Source organism: Corallococcus sp. AB032C (genome assembly GCF_003668935.1).
Lineage (GTDB): Bacteria > Myxococcota > Myxococcia > Myxococcales > Myxococcaceae > Corallococcus > Corallococcus exiguus.
Window position 1 is genome coordinate 121,481 of sequence record NZ_RAWP01000005.1, and the last position, 19,040, is coordinate 140,520.

The window sequence follows — 19,040 nt, forward strand, 5'->3', positions numbered from 1 at the left end:
CGGACATGAGCGCGGTTCAATCGTTGCTGGCCGCGCTGCGGCAGGACGGCGTGCGGCTGTGGCTGGAAGGTGGCGAGCTGCGCTACCAGGCGCCCAGGGGCGCGATGACACAGGAACGCCTCGCGCAGCTGCGCGCGCGGAAGGCGGAGCTGGTGGACTTCCTGCGGCAGGCGGCGGGTGCGCAGGCGGCCCCGCTGGTGGCCGCGAGGCCGAGGCCCGAACACCTGCCGCTGTCGTACGCGCAGGAGCGCCTGTGGCTGCTGGATCGCCTCGAGAACCTGGGCACGGCCTACCACATCGCCAGCGGACTGCGTCTGACGGGCCACTTCGACGACCGCGCCTTCGAGCGGGCGCTCGCGGAAATCGTGCGCCGGCACGAGGCCCTGCGCACGCGCTTCGCGGCCGGGCAGGACACGGTCGCGCAGGTGATCGATGCCCCCGGCGGTTTCGTGTCGCAACGGCAGGACCTGTCCTCACTGGAGGAGGCGGAACGAGGGCCGGCGGTCCTGGCACGTGCGGGCGCCTTCGTGAGCCAGCGCTTCGACCTGGCGCAAGGGCCCCTGTTCCGCGCGCTTCTGCTGCGGCTGGCGCCGGAGGAGCACATCGTCGTGGTGGTGATGCACCACATCGTCAGCGACGGCTGGTCGGTGGGGGTGTTGGTCCGAGAATTGGGCGCGCTGTACACCGCGTATGCCCATGGCCAGGAGTCGCCGCTGCCGGAGCTGCCGGTGCAGTACGCCGACTACGCCTTGTGGCAGCGCGATTGGCTGCGAGGCGAAGCGCTGGAAAAGCAGGTCACCTACTGGAAGCAGCGGCTCGCGGGCGCTCCCGCCGCGTTGGAGCTGCCCCTGGACCATCCGCGCCCACCGGTGCAGAGCTTCCGGGGTGCGAGCGTGTCGTTCACCCTGCCCAGGGTGCTGACCGGGCAACTGCAGGCGCTGGCGCGCGCGGAAGGCGCCACGCTGTTCATGCTGCTGCTGGCCGGCTTCCAGCATCTTCTTTCGCGCTGGAGTGGACAGGAGGACATCGTCCTCGGCACGCCCGTGGCCGGCCGCACGGACCGGCGCACCGAAGGCCTCATCGGCTTCTTCGTCAACATGCTGGTGCTGCGCACCGACGTGTCCGGAGACCCGACCTTGCGCCAGCTGCTGGCTCGCGCCAGGGAGACCGCCCTTCAGGCCTACGCGCACCAGGACCTGCCCTTCGAGAAGCTGGTCGAGCAGCTCAACCCCGTGCGCGACCTCTCCCGCCCTCCCCTCTTCCAGGTGCAGTTCGCGCTGCAGAACTATCCCGAGGAGGGCTTGCGGCTGCCGGGTTTGCAATTGGGCCGGCTGGAGGGCGGCGCTGTCGCGTCCCGTGCCTCCAAGCTGGACCTGTCGCTGTTCCTGATGGAAAGCGCGGGAGTCCTCGATGCCGTGATCGAGTACGCCAGCGACCTGTTCGAGGCCGGCACCATCGATCAGTTCGCCGGCCACTATCGCGCCCTGCTCGAAGCGGCGGCGGCCGAGCCGGACCGGCCGCTGGCGGACATCCCGCTGCTGAGCGAGGCGCAGCGGCGCCGCATCCTGTTCGATTGGAATGCCACCGCGCGCGACCCTCCGCGAGGCGGCACGCTGGCGCGGCTTTTCGAGGACCAGGTGAGGCGCACGCCCGAGCGCGTGGCGCTCGTCTTCGAAAACAGCCACCTGACGTATGCCCAGCTCGATGCGCGCGCCAACCAACTGGCCCGCGTGCTGCGCGCGCGCGGCGTCGGTCCGGACAGTCGGGTCGCGCTGTGCGTGGAACGCGGCATCGAGATGGTGGTGGGACTGCTCGGCATCCTCAAGGCCGGAGGCGCCTATGTGCCGCTGGACCCTGGCTACCCGGCGGAGCGGCTGGCTTTCATGCTGGCGGATTGCGGTGCGCGGCTGTTGCTGACGCAGGCGAGCCTGCGCGACGCATTGCCAGGGACAGCCATCCCCAGGCTCCTGCTGGATGCCGACTGGCCGCGCATCGAGGAAGAACCGGCCACGCCGGTAGCGTCCGGCGCCGACCCGCTGCACCTGGCCTATGTCATCTACACCTCCGGCTCCACGGGCCGGCCCAAGGGCGTGGGCATCCCGCACGCAGGCATCGTCAACCGCCTGCAATGGATGCAGGAGGCCTACGGGCTCGGCGCCGACGACCGCGTGCTGCAGAAAACGCCGTTCAGCTTCGACGTGTCCGTGTGGGAGTTCTTCTGGCCGCTGATGTACGGCGCGCGGCTGGTGATGGCGCGGCCCGGCGGCCACCAGGATGCGGCCTATCTGCGCGAGGTGATCGCGAACGAGGCGATCACCACCCTGCATTTCGTGCCGCCGATGCTGGAAGTGTTCCTGGGCCAGGCCCACGCCGCGCCATGCGCCAGCCTGCGCCGCGTGGTCTGCAGCGGCCAGGCCCTGCCCCGGGAGCTTCAGGAGCGCTTCTTCCAGATGATGCCGGGTGTGGAGTTGCACAACCTCTACGGCCCCACCGAGGCCTCGGTGGACGTGACCTCCTGGGCCTGCCGGCCTGGAGCGCCGCAGGCCCGCGTGCCCATCGGCTGGCCCATCGCCAACACGCAGCTGCACGTGCTGGACCGGCACCTGAACCCGGTGCCTCCGGGTGTGGCGGGCGAGCTCCACATCGCCGGCATCGGCCTGGCGCGCGGCTACGTCAACCGACCGGAGCTGACCAGCGAGCGCTTCATCCCCAACCCCTTCAGCGCGCCCGGCAGCCGCATGTACCGCACCGGGGACCTGGCGCGGTACCTGCCCGACGGCAACATTGACTACCTGGGACGCATCGACCACCAGGTGAAGGTGCGCGGCTTTCGCATCGAGCTGGGCGAGATCGAGGCCGCGCTGGCCACCTGGCCGGGCGTGCGTGACGCGGTGGTGCTGGCGCGCGAGGACACCCCCGGCGACCAGCGCCTGGTCGCCTACGTGCTGGCGCAGCCGGGAGCGCGTCCAGCGCCGGCGGAGTTGCGTGACGCGCTGGCGCGCCGCCTGCCGGAGTACATGGTGCCGGCGCATTACATGCTGCTGGAGGCCCTGCCCCTGAGCCCGAACGGCAAGGTGGACCGCAAGGCCCTGCCGGCGCCCGATACTGGCGCGGTGTCGCACCGTGCCTACGAGGCACCGCGCGGTGGGGTGGAGGAGAAGATCGCCGCCGTCTGGGCCCGGTTGCTGGGCATGGAGCGCATCGGCCGCGAGGACAACTTCTTCGCGCTGGGCGGCCATTCCCTGCTGGCGGTGCGCATGATCGACGCGCTACGCCGCGACGGGCTGGCGGTGGACGTGCACGGCATCTTCGCCTCGGCCACGCTCGCGCAACTGGCCGCGAGGGCGAACGCGGAAGGCAGCGGCGACGACGTTCCGCCGAACCGCATCACGCCGGGCAGCGAGGTCATCACGCCGCGGATGCTGCCGCTGGTGTCCCTGTCACAAGACGAGATCGACGCCATCGTGGCGCGCGTGCCGGGCGGGGCGGCCAACGTGCAGGACATCTATCCGCTGGCGCCGCTGCAGGAAGGCTTCCTGTTCCATCACCTGATGGCGCGGCAGGGGGATGCCTATCTGCAGCAGGCCATGCTGGCCTCCGCGAAGCGCGAGGAACTGGACCGCTTTCTTGCCGCGCTCCAGGAGGTCGTGGACCGGCAGGACATCCTGCGCACGGCCATGGTGTGGGAAGGCTTGCGCGAACCGGTGCAGGTGGTGTGGCGGCGCGCGCGCCTCGTCGTGGACGCGTTGGAGCTGTCGGGCGCCGCGGGCGACATCGCCGGACAATTGCGTGCGCGGCACGATCCGCGGCACTACCGGCTCGACATCCGGCAGGCGCCGCTTCTGCGCTGCGCGGTCGCCCACGATGCGGCGAACGGGCGCTGGCTGCTACAGGTGCTGTTCCACCACTTGATCGACGACGCCACCTCGCTGCGGCTGATGGTGGCGCAGGTCCAGCTCATCCTGGCGGGCCAGCGCGAGCGGCTGGCGGAGCCGGTGCCCTTTCGCAACTACGTGGCCCTTGCGCGGCGTGTGCCGCAGGCCGAACACGAGGCGTTCTTCAAGGCCATGCTGGGGGATGTGGAAGAGCCCACGGCGCCTTTCGGGCTCATCGACACGCAAGGCGAGGGTGTCGGCATCGCCGAAGCGCGGCTGATGCTGGAGCCGAGCCTGGCGCGGCGCGTGCGGCGGCAGGCCCGGCTTGCAAGCGTCAGCGCCGCCAGCCTGATGCACCTGGCCTGGGCCCAGGTGCTGGCGCGCGGCTCGGGGCGAAGCGCCGACGTGGTGTTCGGCACGGTGCTGTTCGGACGCATGCAGGGCGGCGCGGGCACCGGGCAGGCCCTTGGCCCTTTCATCAACACGTTGCCGATCCGCATCAGGCTGGGCAGCGAAGGCGTGCGCGAGAGCCTCCTGCTCGCGCACCGCGGTCTCACCCGGTTGCTGGAGCATGAGCACGCCTCGCTGGCGCTGGCACAGCGGTGCAGCGCACTGCCGGCGAGGACGCCCTTGTTCACGTCGCTCATGAACTACCGGCACAACGGGGTCCAGGACGCCGCGGGCCCGTCTGGAGAAGGCGGGCTTCAGGTCCAGGTGCTGGGAACCGAGGAGCGCAGCAACTATCCGTTGACCCTGGTGGTCGATGACCTCGGCGAAGACTTCGGCCTGACCGCGCAGGTGGCGGCAGGGGCGGTGCTGCCCCAGAGCCTCTGTGAGTCCATGCGGATGGCCATCCAGAGCCTGGTGGAATTGCTGGAGGCCCGCCCGGAAACGCCGGTCAGCCAGGTGGAGGTGCTGCCCGCGCGGGAACGCCAGCGGCTCTTGGTGGAGTGGAACGCCACCGCCACCGGGTACCCGCGCGCCTCCACCCTCCCCGAGGTCTTCTCCCAGGTGGTGGCACTCCACGCGGACAGGGTGGCCGTGGAGTTCGGTGACGTGAAGCTCACCTACCGGCAGCTCGACGCGCGCGCCAACCAGCTCGCGCATCACCTGCGCGGCCTGGGTGTGTCCACGGACTCGCGCGTGGCCATGGCGCTGGAGCGCTCGGTGGAGCTCATCGTCTCGCTGCTGGCCATCCTCAAGGCCGGCGGCGCCTACGTGCCGCTGGATACCGCCTACCCGCGTGAGCGGCTGGCGGCCATGGTGGAGGACTCGCGCCCGCGCGTGCTCATCACCACCCGCGCGCTGCTGGAGCACCTCCCCGCCGAGGGCCTGGACACCGTGCTCGTGGACGAGGTCTCCCTCCTGGGTGAGCCGGTGCACGCGCCCCCCCTGGCGGCCCTGCCCCAGAGCCTCGCGTACATCGACTTCACCTCGGGCAGCACGGGCCGCCCCAAGGGCGTGGGCACCCCGCAGGCCTCCGTGCTTCGCACCCTCTTCGGTGTCGACTACGCGCACCTGGGGCCCGACGAGACGTTCCTCCTCATCGCCCCCATCTCCTTCGACGCCTCCACCCTGGAGCTCTGGGGTCCGCTGCTGCATGGCGGCCGGCTCGTCGTCTTCCCGCCACACCCGCCCTCCGACGTGCAGGAGCTGGAGTCGGTGCTGATGAAGCACGGGGTGACGACGCTGCACTTGACGGCGGGCCTCTTCACCCAGGTGGTGGACAATCACCTCGGGGCCCTTCGCGGAGTGCGCCAACTGCTCACCGGCGGCGACGTCGTCTCCGCTCCGCACGTCAAGCGGGTGCTGGAGGAGCTGCGCATCCCCGTCACCGCCTGCTACGGCCCCACCGAGACCACCCTCTTCGCCTCCTGCCACCGCATGACGGACGTGGCCCACGCAGGCGCTTCCGTCCCCATTGGCCGGCCCATCGGCAATACCCAGGTGTACGTGCTGGACGCCGCTGTCCAGCCCGTGCCCGCCGGTGTCACCGGAGAGCTGTTCATCGGTGGCGATGGCGTGGCCCGTGGCTACGTGGAGCAGCCCGCCCTCACCGCCGAGCGATTCATTCCCGACCCCTTCAGCGCCGCTCCGGGCGCGCGCATGTACCGCACGGGAGACCTGGCCCGCTGGCGCGGGGACGGCGTGATGGAGTTCCTCGGCCGCGCCGACGCCCAGGTGAAGGTGCGCGGCTTCCGTATCGAGCTGACCGAAGTCGAGGCCTCGCTGCGTGCGCACGCGTCCGTGAAGGACGTGCGGGTGGTGGTGCGCGAGGACATGCCCGGTGACAAGCGCCTGGTCGCCTACGTGGTGTCCGGCACCTCCATGGCGGACACCGCCGCGCTGCGGGCTCACCTGCGGCAGCGCCTGCCCGAGTACATGGTCCCGGGGGCCTTCGTCGTGCTGCCCGCGCTGCCGCTGACGCCCACCGGCAAGGTGGACCGCAAGGCCCTGCCCGTACCGGATGCCGCGCGGCCCGCTGCTCCCACCCGAGAGGAGGAGCCACCGGCCAATCCCGTGGAGCAGCGGCTGGCGGAGCTGTGGTGTGACGTCCTGCGCGTGCGCACCGTGGGACGGCGGGGCGACTTCTTCGAGCTGGGAGGCCACTCGCTGCTGGCCATGCAACTGGTGGCGCGCATCCGTGCCGCCTTCGACGTGGAGCTCAGCGTGCGCACCCTCTTCGAGGCGCCCACCGTGGCCGCCCTCGCGGAGCGCCTCCAGGACACCCGCGCTGGCACCCGCCTGCCCGCGCTGGTGCGGGCGCGCCGGGAGGGTCCGCTGCCGCTGTCCTTCGCGCAGCAGCGCCTGTGGTTCCTCGACCGGCTGGAGCCGGGGAGCCCCTTCTACAACATGCCCACCGCGCTCTGGCTGGAGGGCACCCTGGACGTGGGCGCGCTGGAGCACGCGCTGACGGAGCTGGTGCGCCGCCACGAGGTGCTGCGCACCACCTTCCAGACGGAGGCCAGCGGTCCCGTCCAGGTCATCCATCCTCCCGCGCCGTTCCACCTGCCGTGGGTGGACCTGTCCGCGCTCCCCGGGGACACGCGCGAGGCCGAGGCCCGGCGTCTGGCCCACGAGGAGGCCCGGCGTCCCTTCGACCTGGAGCGGGGCCCGCTGCTGCGCGCCATGCTGCCGCGGCTCTCCGAGTCGCGGCACCTGCTGCTCCTCAACCTGCACCACATCGCCTCGGATGGCTGGTCCATGGGCGTGCTCGTGCGCGAGCTGGCGGCGCTCTACGCGGCCTTCCAGGAGGGCACACCGTCCCCGCTGCCCGAGCTGCCCGTGCAGTACGCGGACTACGCGGTGTGGCAGCGCGGCTGGCTGCGCGACGAGGCGCTGGAGGCGCAGCTGTCCTGGTGGCGCGAGCACCTCACCGGCGCGGCGCCCATGCTGGAGCTGCCCACCGACTTCCCACGGCCCGCGGTGGCGAGCCTGCGGGGCGCCATCCACCGGCGCGTGCTGCCGCGCGAGCTTGCCGGGGCACTCCAGGCGCTGTGCCGCCGCGAGGGCACCACCCTGTTCATGGCCCTGCTGGCGGGCTTCCAGGTGGTGCTGTCGCGCTACTCGGGCCAGGAGGACTTCGTCGTCGGCACCGACATCGCCAACCGCAACCGGGCGGAGACCGAGGGCCTCATCGGCTTCTTCATCAACCAGCTCGCCCTGCGCGCGCGGGTGGGCGGCAACCCGTCCTTCCGAGAGCTGCTGGGCCGCGTCCGGGAGGCCACGCTCGGCGCGTACGCGCACCAGGACCTTCCGTTCGAGGAGCTGGTCAAGGCGCTCAACCCCAAGCGCGACCAGGCAGGAGCCCCGCTGTTCCAGGTGAAGCTGGTGCTGCAGAACCAGCCCGCCACCGAGCTGACGGTGCCCGGCCTCACCCTGCGCGGTGAGTCCATGGACTCGGGCACCTCCCGCCTGGACCTCACCCTGAGCATTTCGGAGACGGCGCGGGGCCTGGAGTGTGGCTGCGAGTACCGGACAGACCTCTTCGAGGCGGCCACCATCGACCGGCTGGTGCGGCACCTGGGCACGGTGCTCCAGGCCGCGGTGGCTTCGCCCGGGGCCGCGCTCTCCGAGCTGCACCTCATGGACGAGGCTGAGCAGCGCCAGGTGCTGGTCGACTGGAACGCCACCTCGCGCGACTTCCCGCGTGAGACCTGCGCGCACCAGCTCTTCGAGGCCCAGGTGGCTCGCACCCCGCACGCCACCGCCGTGCGCTTCGAGGGCACGGCGCTCACCTACGCGCAGCTCGACACCCGTGCCAACCAGATTGCGCACCACCTCCGCGCGCTGGGCGTGCGGCCCGACGTCCCCGTGGCGCTCTGCGTGGAGCGCTCGCTGGAGACGGTGGTGGCCATCCTCGGCATCCTCAAGGCCGGCGGCGCCTGGGTGCCCCTGGACGCGAGCTACCCCGTGGAGCGGCTGACGTACATGCTGCGCGACTGCGCCGCCCCGGTGCTCGTCACCACCGAGGCCCTCGCGGATGAGCTGCCCTCCGGCGGCGAGCAACTCGTGCTGCTGGACGTGGATGCGCCCCTCATCGATGCACGGCCGGGCACGGCGCCCAAGAACCTCACCCACGCCAGCAACCTGGCCTACGTCATCTACACGTCGGGCAGCACGGGCCGGCCCAAGGGCACGCTGTTGCAGCACCGGGGGCTGTGCAACACGGCGCTCAACGCCGTGCGCGCGCAAGGCTTGCACTCCGGCAACCGCGTCCTCCAGTACGCCGCCTTCGGCTTCGATGCGTCGGTGTTCGAAATCTTCGGCGCGCTGCTGGCCGGAGCCACGCTGGTGCTCGCGCCGCGCGAGCGGCTCATGCCCGGTGCGCCCCTGCAAGAGCTGCTGCGGGAAGAGGCCCTCACCGCCGTCACCCTGACGCCCTCGGTGCTGGCACAGCTGACGCCGGAGGACTTCCCCGCCCTGGAGACGCTTGTCTCCGCGGGCGAGGCCTGCACGCCGGAGCTGGTGGCGCGCTGGGGCCCCCGAGTGCGGATGCTCAACGCCTACGGCCCCACGGAGGTCACCGTGTGCGCCACCGTCTCGGAGCCGCTGCGGCCCGGGGAGCGGCTCACCATCGGCCGGCCGTGGGCCAACGTGCGAGCGTATGTGTTGGACACGGCGCTGCGGCCGGTGCCTCCCGGAGTCCCTGGCGAGCTGTGCGTGGGCGGCGTGGGCGTGGCCCGGGGATACCTGGGCCAGCCGGAGCTGACGGCGGAGCGGTTCGCTCCCGACCCGTTCAGCTCCGAGCCCGGCGCCCGCCTCTACCGCACCGGGGACCGGGCGCGGTGGCTGGCGGACGGCACGATTGAGTACCTCGGCCGCCTGGATGCGCAGGTGAAGCTGCGCGGCTTCCGGATTGAGTTGGGCGAGGTCGAGTCCGCGCTCCTCCAGCACCCATCGGTGCGCGAGGCCGTGGCCACCGTGCGCGAGGACGCGCCCGGGGACAAGCGACTGGTGGCCTATGTGGTGGCCGGAGAGGGCGACACGCTGGACGTGGCCGCGCTGAGCCAGACCCTCAAGCAGCGACTGCCCGGGCACATGGTGCCCGCGGCCATCGCCGTGCTCCCCGGCCTGCCGCTGACGCCCAACGGCAAGGTGGACCGCAAGGCCCTGCCCGCACCGCAGCGGGCTGAAGTGCCGGCCGCGGCCCTGCTGGCGCCCCGAAACGCACGGGAGCTGCAGCTGGTGCGGCTGTGGGAGTCGGTGCTGGGCGTGCAGCCGGTGGGCGTGCGCGGCAACTTCTTCGAGCTGGGAGGCCACTCGCTGCTGGCCGTGCGGCTGATGGCCGCGGTGCGGGAAGCGACGGGCCGCGACCTGCCGCTGGCCGCGCTCTTCCAGGCGCCCACGGTGGAGCAGTTCGCCGCGCTGCTGCACCGGGAGGATCCGGGGGCCTTCTCGCCCCTGGTGCCCTTCGGGGAGCCAGCCACCGGTGACGACAGGCCCTTCTTCTGCGTGCACCCGGTGGGAGGCAACGTGCTGTGCTACGCCGAGCTGGCCCGGCTGCTGGGGCCGCGACAGCCCTTCTACGGGCTGCAGGCGCGAGGCATGGATGACAGCAGCCAGCCATTGGACACCATCGAAGAGATGGCCTCCGATTATGTGGAGGCCATCCGTGCGGTGCAGCCGTCCGGGCCCTACTCCCTTGGGGGCTGGTCCATGGGTGGCGTCATCGCCTACGAGATGGCTCGACAGCTGCGCGAGCGCGGCGAGCAGGTGGCCCTGCTGGCACTCATCGACGCCTACGTCCCGACGGCAACGGTGGCGAAGGAGCCAGAGCCGGACCGGGCGCGGTTGGCGGCGATGTTCGCGAGGGACCTGCTGGGGACGTCCCTGGCTGAGCTGAGCGTGGACCTGACGCCGCTGGCAGGCCTGGAGCCGGAGGCGATGCTGGAGCGGCTGCTGGAGCTGGCGGCGGGCGCCGGCATCCTGCCTCCAGGGAGGAGCTCCGAGCACGTGAGGGCGCTATTCCGGGTCTTCGAGGGCAACCTGCGCGCATCGAGGCGCTACACGGCGCCAACCAGCGAAGGCCGGACGGTGCTCTTCAAGGCCACGGACAGCGCGGAGGGGTTGCCCGAGGACGGCGGCTGGACGGACCTGGTGGGTGACACCCTCGAACGGCACCCGCTGGCCGGCGACCATTACAGCCTGCTGCGGGCTCCGGCGGTGCGCGAACTGGCGGGGTGGCTCCGCGAGGCGCTGAAGGCCTCGCGATAGACAGCCTCCAGACCATGGCCGGTTGGAAGTGCACGAGCCGGGGATCGAACCCGGACGACCCTTGCGAGTCAGCGGATTTTAAGTCCGCTGCGTCTGCCAGTTCCGCCACTCGTGCGATGGAAGGAAAGATAGCAGACCCCGCCGCTCAAGCGAGGCGCCTGCGCAGGCCACCATCATCCTTGGGCCGCCAAGTACGGCCGCCCGGCAGCCATGCTCGAACCGGCTCCGCGTCGCGCCGCCCACGGTAAGGTGCGCGCCGTGCGGCAGCGGACGCTCATCATCGACAACCATGACTCGTTCACGTTCAACCTCTTCCAATTGCTGGCGGAGGTCGGAGGGACGGAGCCCATCGTCGTGCGCAACGACGAACGGCCGTGGCGGGAGCTGCGCGAGCTCGTGTTCGACAACATCGTCATCTCCCCGGGCCCCGGGCGTCCCGACCACCCGGCGGACTTCGGCGTCTGCCGGGATGCGCTCCTCGAAGCGGACGTCCCCATCCTCGGCGTATGCCTGGGTCATCAGGGCCTGGGCCACGCCCATGGTGCACGGATCCAGCACGCACCGGAGGTCATGCACGGACGGCTGAGCCCGGTGCGCCACACGGGGACGGACCTCTTCCAGGGCCTTCCGCAGGACTTCCAGGTGGTGCGCTACCACTCGCTCTGCCTCGCCCGGCCACTGCCCGAGGACCTGGTGGAGACCGCCTGGGCCCCCGACGGCGTCCTCATGGCCCTGCGCCACGCCGCCCTCCCCCGCTGGGGCGTCCAGTTCCATCCGGAGTCCATCGCCACCTCCCACGGCCGCCAGCTCCTCGCCAACTTCGTCCGCCTGAGCCACGAACACCGCGCCCCCCGTCCCAGTCGCCGCCCCGAAGCGCCCCAGGAGAGCCCACCGCTCCCTCCGCCGGAAACCTTCCGGGTCCATCACCGGAAGCTGCGGCTCGATGCCGACCCGGAGCAGGCCTTCGTCACGCTCTTCGGAGGCAAGAACCCCGCCTTCTGGTTGGACAGCAGCCGCGTCGAAGCCGGCCTGTCACGCTTCTCCTTCATGGGGGACGCGACCGGCCCACACAGCGCCGTCATCCACTACCAGGTGGACCCACGCCGACTCACCGTGCGCCGGAGCCAGGGAACAGAGGAGCACGCCGCCGAGCTGTTCGACTTCCTCCAGCAGGAGCTGACGCGGCTGCGAGTGGCCCCGTCCGGGCTGCCCTTCGACTTCCAGGGCGGTTTCGTGGGCTCCCTCGGCTACGAGCTGAAGCACGACCGCGGCGCGAGCACCCCGCATGCCTCACCGGATCCAGACGCCAGCCTCATCCTGGCGGACCGGCTGCTGGCCTGGGACCACCTCGAACGCACGGTGTACCTCGTCGCGCTCGCCCCCGAACACGAGGCGGCCGAGGTCCAGGCCTGGTTCGACGTCACGGAATCCAGCCTGCGCGCCCTGCCCCCTCTGGCGCCCCTCGAGCCCCGTTCCGGAGCCCCCTTCCCAGTCCGCCTCGCCAGGGACCGCGAGACCTACCTGGCCGACATCCAGCACTGCCTGGAACAGCTCCACGAAGGCGAGACCTACGAGGTCTGCCTCACCAACAAGCTCCTCGCCCGGACGCACGTCGAGCCCCTGGACCTTTACCGGAGCCTGCGCCGGCTGAACCCCGCCCCCTACGCCGCGTACCTCCGCATGGGAGCACTGGGCATCGCCTGCTCCTCCCCCGAACGCTTCCTGCGAGTGGGCGCCGACCGCTGGGTCGAGTCGAAGCCCATCAAGGGCACCCTGCGCCGCGGCTCCACTCCGGACGAGGACGAACGGCTGCGCCAACAGCTGGGCTCCCAGGAGAAGGACCGGGCGGAGAACCTGATGATCGTGGACCTCGTGCGCAACGACCTGGGGCGCGTGTGCGAGGTGGGCTCGGTCCACGTCCCCCGGCTCATGCACGTGGAGTCGTATGCCACGGTGCACCAACTGGTGAGCACCATCCGGGGCCACCTGCGCCCGGGGCTCACCGCCGTGGACGCGGTGCGCGCGGCCTTCCCGGGAGGCTCCATGACAGGGGCCCCCAAGGAGCGCACGATGGAGCTCATCGACCGCCTGGAGGGGGAGGCCCGGGGGGTGTACTCGGGCGCCATCGGGTACCTCTCCCCCACCGGCGCGGCGGACCTGAACATCGTCATCCGCACGGCGGTGGTCCGCCCCGGCGAGGTGAGCATCGGCGCGGGCGGCGCCATCGTGGCCCTCTCGGACCCGGCGGCCGAACTGGAGGAGATGCTCCTCAAGTCGCGCGTGGTGCTGAAGGCGCTGTGCACGGCGCTCGGGCGCCCGGACGGACTGCCCGAGCCCGATGGGGATCCACAAGCCGCCTCCGGGGCCTGGACGGCGGCGGATTGAGCCCGGAGGGGGGTGGGAGGCCTCCCAGGATGGTGGGGAAAGCCCCTCGATTCCTCCACTGCTGGACGGCCGGGGCTTCCGTGACCGTCGCATCCGGCGGGACGCTGTTATAAAGCGCCCCCCATGCTTGAGACCGTCACCAAGGGCTTCCGGGCCGCCAAGAACCGCCTCGCCGGCAAGAGCGAACTCACCCCCGAGCTGGTGGACGAGTCGCTGCGAGACATCCGCGTCTCCCTGCTGGAGGCCGACGTCGCCTTCGACGTGGTGAAGAAGTTCGTCGCCCGCGTCCGCGAGAAGGCCGTGGGCGAGGTGGTGCAGACGTCCGTCACGGATGCGGGGGGCCAGAAGCGCAAGGTCAGCGCGATGGACCACTTCATCAAGATCTGCCACGACGAGCTGGAGGCCCTGATGGGCCCGGTGGACACGAGCCTCCACCTGAAGCCCAAGGGCCAGCTGTCCGGCATCATGATGGTGGGCCTCCAGGGCTCCGGTAAGACGACGACCACGGGCAAGCTCGCCAGCCGGCTGCTCGCGGAGGGGCGCAAGCCCCTGCTGGTCGCCGCGGACATCTACCGCCCGGCCGCCGTGGATCAGCTCAAGGTCCTGGGCGAGCGGCTGAAGGTCCCCGTCTACCACGAGCCCGGCGTGCAGCCGCCCGAGCTGGCGAAGCGGGGCTACGCGGCCGCGCGCGAGCAGAAGTGCGACGTGGTGCTCATCGACACGGCGGGCCGGCTCGCCATCGACGAGACGCTGATGACGGAGCTGGAGTCCATCAAGTCCAACGTGCAGCCGGACACCATCCTGCTGGTGTGCGACGCGATGATTGGCCAGGACGCGGTGCGCACGGCGGCCGAGTTCGACCGGCGCCTGACGCTGGACGGCTTCATCCTGACGAAGCTGGACGGTGACGCGCGCGGCGGCGCGGCGCTGTCCATCAAGGAAGTAACGGGCAAGCCCATCAAGTTCCTCGGCATGGGCGAGTCGATGGACAAGCTGGAGGAGTTCCGTCCGGAGGGCCTCGCGGGCCGCATCCTGGGCTTCGGCGACATCGTCGGCCTGATGAAGGACTTCGAGAAGGTCGTCGACGAGAAGAAGGCCGAGGACGACGCGCGCAAGCTGCTCTCCGGCCAGTTCTCGATGAAGGACTTCGTCGAGCAGATCCGCATGGTCCGCAAGATGGGCCCGCTGAAGGACCTGCTGGAGAAGTTCCCCCTCTTCGGCGACCTCACCGAGCACCTGAACCCGGACGAGAAGGAGCTCACGAAGATCGAGGCGATGTACGACTCGATGACGCAGAAGGAGCGCCTGCGTCCGGACATCATCAACGGCAGCCGCATCAACCGCATCTCCAAGGGCAGTGGCCGCAAGCCGGAGGAGGTGCGTGAGCTGCTGCAGAAGTTCGGGATGATGCAGCAGGTGATGGGAACCATCGGCCAGAACCCGGGCCTCCTGGGCCGCATCCCCGGCTTCAAGCAGCTGGGGCAGCTGGGCCAGATGAAGAACATGGACCTGGGCAGCATGTTCGGGAAGGACCCGAAGGCGCTGGAGAAGGCCATGTCGGCGATGGGCGGAGGCATGGGTGGCATGCCCATGCAGTTGCCGCAGATCGCCCCGGGCTACACGCCGCCCATGGGACAGGCCGCGATGGCCAAGGCCCGCCTGATGGGCTACGCGCCCCCGGCCGCGAGCAAGCCGGACGACCGCGACGCCATCAAGGAGCGGCGCAAGAAGGAGAAGGAGAACAAGAAGAAGAACCGCAAGAAGAAGTAGTCCGCGGCCTTCTGGAGTCCCTCCCCTGCCCGCGCGTCCCCCACCGAAAACCGGGGGCGGCGGGCAGGCGTGTTTCCGGCGCCTCCGACTCCGGACGCCTGTCCTGTTCCCCGGACGGGCATGGCAGTGTTCTCGCTCGGGACCGACCGGTCCTGACCTTGCAGAACGCGCCCCCATGCCCAATCCCCGAGTACCTCACCCTCGCAATCTGCTGCTGCTCCTCCTCGCGCTTCTCTCGGCCTGCATGGAGATTCCCCCCCTTGAGGACCCCATACCGAACACGAACTCGGATGCAGGGACGCTCCAGGATGGGGGAACTACCCATCAGCAAGCCCCCCGGCTACTGACCACCATGCCAGCAAATGGGAGTACCCGGGTTCCCATTGATTCAACGCTCGGGCTCACCTTCTCCAAGTCGATGCAGCCAACTTCGTTGCAGGTTTCCTTTTCTCCGCCTGCAACACCGGGAACCATGGCCTGGGCAGAAAACCATACGCAGGTCACATTCCAGATGCAGTCCCCTTTCTCTGGGGACACGAAGTACACGGTGACAGTTCAGGGAACGGATCAGGCCGGGAATGCACTTGATGGTGCCAACGCCTTCGACTTCACTACCGCAGGCTCCCAGCCGGACACAGTCGCACCATCGGTTCTTTCGACAACTCCAGCCAGTGGTGCCATCGGGCTTGAGCGAAAACCCACCATCAAGGTGACCTTCTCGGAGCCCATGAACAGGGCATCAACCGAGGCTGCCATTTCCTTCACAACCCCTGCCGGCTTCACGCCAGGAGGGTTTTCCTGGAACGCCTCCAGTACGGAAGTGAGCTTCACCTCCACCGGCGAGTTTGCCCATGGCACCAGCGTCGCATGGCGCATCGCCAATTCAGCGCAGGACGCAGCAGGCAACACGCTTCTCGCAGAGGCAACAAAGAACTTCAGGACAATTCGCATCTACACAGCCATCATCGATTGCGACCCCGAAACCAGCGGTTCACTGGGCGCTCCAAGCTACTTCCGGCAAACGTTCTTCTACAACGTCGCATGGGTGGGAGACGACAGCGGAGCCAATATCGAGAGGCTCTTCCTCGGGTTCCAACTCAACAGTCTTCCCGAGAATCTGACCCGGCTGGTTTCCTCCCGACTGAAGTGGCCCGTCAGCATGATCATCGGGGATCCCTTCTCGAAGTTTGGTGCTCTTCTGCTCGAACCAGTCGATGTTGGAGACAGCATCGAACTGTCGGTCACCCCCGCGAATCCAGAGACGGTGGCTGACTACCAAGCGCCCGCGCTCTCTTCTGCGGTCGCCGTCTCCCTATCCGATAAGCCACTGAGAGGTGAGTTCGACGTCACATCATGGACCGCCCAGGATTGGGGAAACCGCAACCTTCGCAACAAGAGGACCCAGTACCGGCTGCGGTTCGAAGCACCCAACAATTCAGACCAGGTCAAGGATCAGGTCTACTCAGACTCAATAGACAACCCAACTCTGGCAACACTATGGGTTACCTACGAATATCCGTAACTGGAGCCGCAGGCTCAAAATGTCGCAACAGCGCCCATCGGACGCGGGGCACTCGCCAGCGATGCGCCGCCAGGGGCCCGTGTTGGTACTCATCCCTGACGCTTGGGCACGGCCAATCCGCAGCTCAGGCGGTTGAGCACACGGCGGTTCTGCCGGCGATTGTAGCTCTCATGCGCGTTGTCACCGAATTCAGCGCAACGTGCTGTCTCCTTTAGCTATGCCCCCATGTTGGCCCCACCTGACATCACCCTGGAAGCAATCACAAGTTCCGGAAGCCCAATGACCAACAAACGAATGACTCCGACAAGCGTCTTCGCAGTAGCCCTTGCACTCTCCGCCTGCAGCCCCGATCCCTACACAGACGAGACAACAAGCAAAACAGACGAAGGCTCTCAGACAGCGGCGCTTGAGAGGCTGTGTCACAAGAACGCCTACCAGCCAGGAGGATGCACCTATGGCGACTACTGTCAGACTGATTCCGGCTACTGCGCAGCGGCCCCAGTCCCGACTTGCAACAACTTCATAATCCACGGAAGCAACTGGGACGCCAGCACGTCGACTGGGCCGGTAATTCATGAGGCGGTGGCGTTGAAATTCGAGCCTGACTTCACATTCTGCGGTACCACTGCACCGATTCGGGCAGTCTTCCGACTCAAGGCGTATGCGCCAGCGGCTGACCTTCCGACCACAATCGCCGGATTCTACAATCGTTTCTATTGCGTCAATTCATCGGGAACCGCGATCAACGCGACGGCCATCCAGAACATCACCACAACCAACAACAATAGAAACATCACATTTGACGTGAACCTTTGCCTCCCCAGCGGGACGACGAGTTATACCGCTGGATACTTCTTCACTGGGGGTAGCGAGATTTGCGTCACTGCTTCATGAAGGGTGAGTGAAGCGGGACGGATAAACCAACGCTTCGCAGGTGACGGGTTCAGCAATGCGCTGCAAGCTTGCGGCCGAAGCCTTCACCTGCCACACGTCAGCCTTGACGCTTGGGCACAACCAGTCCGCGGCTCAGGCGGTTGAGCACACGGCGCTTCTGCCGGCGCTTGTAGCTCTCATGAGCGTTGTCACCGAGCTCATTGCGACGTGCCGTCTCCTCATCCGCCATTTGAAACTCGACGAGCGCGAAGGTGACCCGCCCCTTTCGGGGGCGCGTGTCACTTTCGGGCGGAGGCAGGTAGGGGTCCATCCGAAGGGGAAGGTCCACGACGAAGTTGAGGACCCGGTAGGAATCCCCAGAGAAGGTGTTCCCCGTCCGGTCCTCGCGGTCCTCGAAGTCCCGGTCCAGGTGGAGCTGCGGGATGAACTGCTCGAAGTGAGGGTTCTCCTCCAGGAGCCCCTTGAACGGCAGAAGCGAGTTCTCCGTCTGCCCCGGGACGACGAAGTTGAAGGGGAACAGACGCTGCGTCAGGAAGTAGAGGACCGGCAACAGGTCCTCCCGCTTGCGGGTGATGACGCGAAACCGCGTGCGGTCATAGACCTGCGCCGCAACGGTCTCCTTCTTCGCGATCAGCTTCGTGACCAGCGAGTCCCGCGTCTTGATGGAGTGGGCGAACTCCACGATGGGCAAGCCCATCTCCTTCATCTCACGAGCAACGCCCAGCACCTTCTCCGTGACCATCTCCCCCAGTTCAGCCTCGGAGGCGGCCAGCCGGAAGAGAAGGTCACGCCCTTCGATGTGCTGGATGACGTGCATCACCTTCAGAACGATGCAGGCGATCCGCCGGTAGCGAGCAAGGCCCTTCGCCCCCGAGGCAAAGAGGAAGAGGTCATGGAGCTCTTCCGGCTGGGCCACCGCGTCCGCGACCCGGTAGTCGAAGGTCTTGCGCAGGTACTCCACGGCATCGGCGAGCACCGTCCGGCCCCAGGCATCGTCATAGGGCCGTGACACGTCCAGTTGGCAGAGGCGCAGGAACCGGTCCACCTCATCCCGCGTCTGGAAGTGCATGCGCCGCCAGTCGATGACCGAGCCACCCCTCAGGATGAGCCGGATGCGCTCAAGTTCACGCAGTCCCATCTGCGACACCGCGCGGACAGGGACAGCGGAGAGGACTGGAACGAGAGAGGGGGCCTTCACAGCGTTGTTCCTATCTGGCTGGAGCCCCAAGGGAAAGCCCCGCAATGCGAAGGGCCCCGGCCTGGAAAGCAGGCTGGGGCCCTCCTGACCACGTCCGCCTGGCTACTTGGCGGCGACTTCCTTGCCCTTCACGAAGTGGCTCTCGCGGACGACCTTGCCGTCCTCGCTCAGTTCCTGCACCACGCCGTCCTTCAGGCCGTGCTGGTAATGCTCGATGAAGTGGGGCTTGCCGCTCGCGAAGGAGAGCGTCCGGGTGCCGTGGTAGTTGCTCTCGACGAACTCAATCTTGTCGTACTCGTTGCCAGCCTCGTCGAAGAAGAACCAGGTCCCCGTCTTGTGGCCGTTCAAGTACTGGCCCACCGCCGCCTTCTTTCCATTCGTGTGGAACGAGCGGTAGGGGCCGTGCGCAACCAGGTTTCCACCGGCCAGTTCAGGCTTACGGCAGAACAACCCGTCCGCCTTGGAGCCGGCCTGCTTGGTTCCTCCCGGACACGCCAGCTGCGTCGTGGTGTCTCCCGCGAAAGCCACGGGAGCTGCGAGAGCCAGGCCCAGGGTGAACATCCGCATCAGCTTCTTGGACTGCATGGAGTCTCCTTTTGAAGTCGCCGGAACGCCCCAGCGCGCACCAGACAGGACGGAGAAAAACCGACTGAAATTCATGGGACATCCTCGCGCCTTG

7 protein-coding genes and 1 tRNA gene are annotated in these 19,040 nt (G+C 68.7%); 5 read left to right on the forward strand and 3 right to left on the reverse strand.

From position 1 onward, the window contains the following. Nucleotides 1-5 precede the first annotated feature (5 nt). Nucleotides 6-10,592, forward strand: coding sequence for a non-ribosomal peptide synthetase (locus tag D7X99_RS03265; RefSeq protein ID WP_158626912.1), 10,587 nt, complete (start codon nucleotides 6-8; stop codon nucleotides 10,590-10,592). 29 nt (nucleotides 10,593-10,621) lie between these two features. Here the strand turns inward: D7X99_RS03265 and D7X99_RS03270 are convergent. Next, nucleotides 10,622-10,707, reverse strand: a tRNA-Leu gene (locus D7X99_RS03270). A 143-nt stretch (nucleotides 10,708-10,850) separates the two neighbouring features. Between D7X99_RS03270 and pabB the strand changes: the two genes are divergently transcribed. The 4 genes from pabB to D7X99_RS42215 all read left to right on the forward strand — a co-directional run bounded on the left by pabB (nucleotide 10,851) and on the right by D7X99_RS42215 (nucleotide 17,163). Then, the gene (gene pabB, locus D7X99_RS03275; RefSeq protein WP_233613065.1) at nucleotides 10,851-12,977 is read left to right on the forward strand and encodes an aminodeoxychorismate synthase component I; all 2,127 of its coding nucleotides are present in this window, start codon (nucleotides 10,851-10,853) and stop codon (nucleotides 12,975-12,977) included. Nucleotides 12,978-13,100: 123 nt separating this feature from the next. Further along, nucleotides 13,101-14,747, forward strand: a complete 1,647-nt coding sequence (gene ffh / locus D7X99_RS03280) for a signal recognition particle protein (protein ID WP_121776443.1) — start codon at nucleotides 13,101-13,103, stop codon at nucleotides 14,745-14,747. 175 nt (nucleotides 14,748-14,922) lie between these two features. Beyond that, complete coding sequence (locus D7X99_RS03285; RefSeq protein WP_121776444.1) at nucleotides 14,923-16,269, forward strand: Ig-like domain-containing protein; 1,347 nt, start codon at nucleotides 14,923-14,925, stop codon at nucleotides 16,267-16,269. A 279-nt stretch (nucleotides 16,270-16,548) separates the two neighbouring features. Continuing rightward, nucleotides 16,549-17,163: a hypothetical protein gene (locus tag D7X99_RS42215; protein WP_147476013.1), complete on the forward strand. Its 615-nt coding sequence runs from the start codon at nucleotides 16,549-16,551 to the stop codon at nucleotides 17,161-17,163. A gap of 97 nt (nucleotides 17,164-17,260) precedes the next feature. On the opposite strand, the gene D7X99_RS03295 is transcribed toward D7X99_RS42215, so the two are convergent. Both D7X99_RS03295 and D7X99_RS03300 read right to left on the reverse strand, forming a co-directional pair. Then, a complete protein-coding gene (locus D7X99_RS03295; protein WP_171805326.1) occupies nucleotides 17,261-18,361 on the reverse strand; it encodes a TIGR04552 family protein in 1,101 nt (366 codons plus the stop codon). 102 nt (nucleotides 18,362-18,463) lie between these two features. Next, nucleotides 18,464-18,946, reverse strand: coding sequence for a toxin-antitoxin system YwqK family antitoxin (locus D7X99_RS03300; RefSeq protein WP_121776446.1), 483 nt, complete (start codon nucleotides 18,944-18,946; stop codon nucleotides 18,464-18,466). Nucleotides 18,947-19,040 lie beyond the last annotated feature (94 nt).

Coding starts and splice junctions, on each gene's coding strand:
- D7X99_RS03285 (WP_121776444.1), top strand. CDS start 14,923: ATGCCCAATCCCCGAGTACCTCACCCTCGCAATCTGCTGCTGCTCCTC.
- D7X99_RS03265 (WP_158626912.1), top strand. CDS start 6: ATGAGCGCGGTTCAATCGTTGCTGGCCGCGCTGCGGCAGGACGGCGTG.
- ffh (WP_121776443.1), top strand. CDS start 13,101: ATGCTTGAGACCGTCACCAAGGGCTTCCGGGCCGCCAAGAACCGCCTC.
- D7X99_RS42215 (WP_147476013.1), top strand. CDS start 16,549: ATGACCAACAAACGAATGACTCCGACAAGCGTCTTCGCAGTAGCCCTT.
- D7X99_RS03300 (WP_121776446.1), bottom strand. CDS start 18,946: ATGCAGTCCAAGAAGCTGATGCGGATGTTCACCCTGGGCCTGGCTCTC.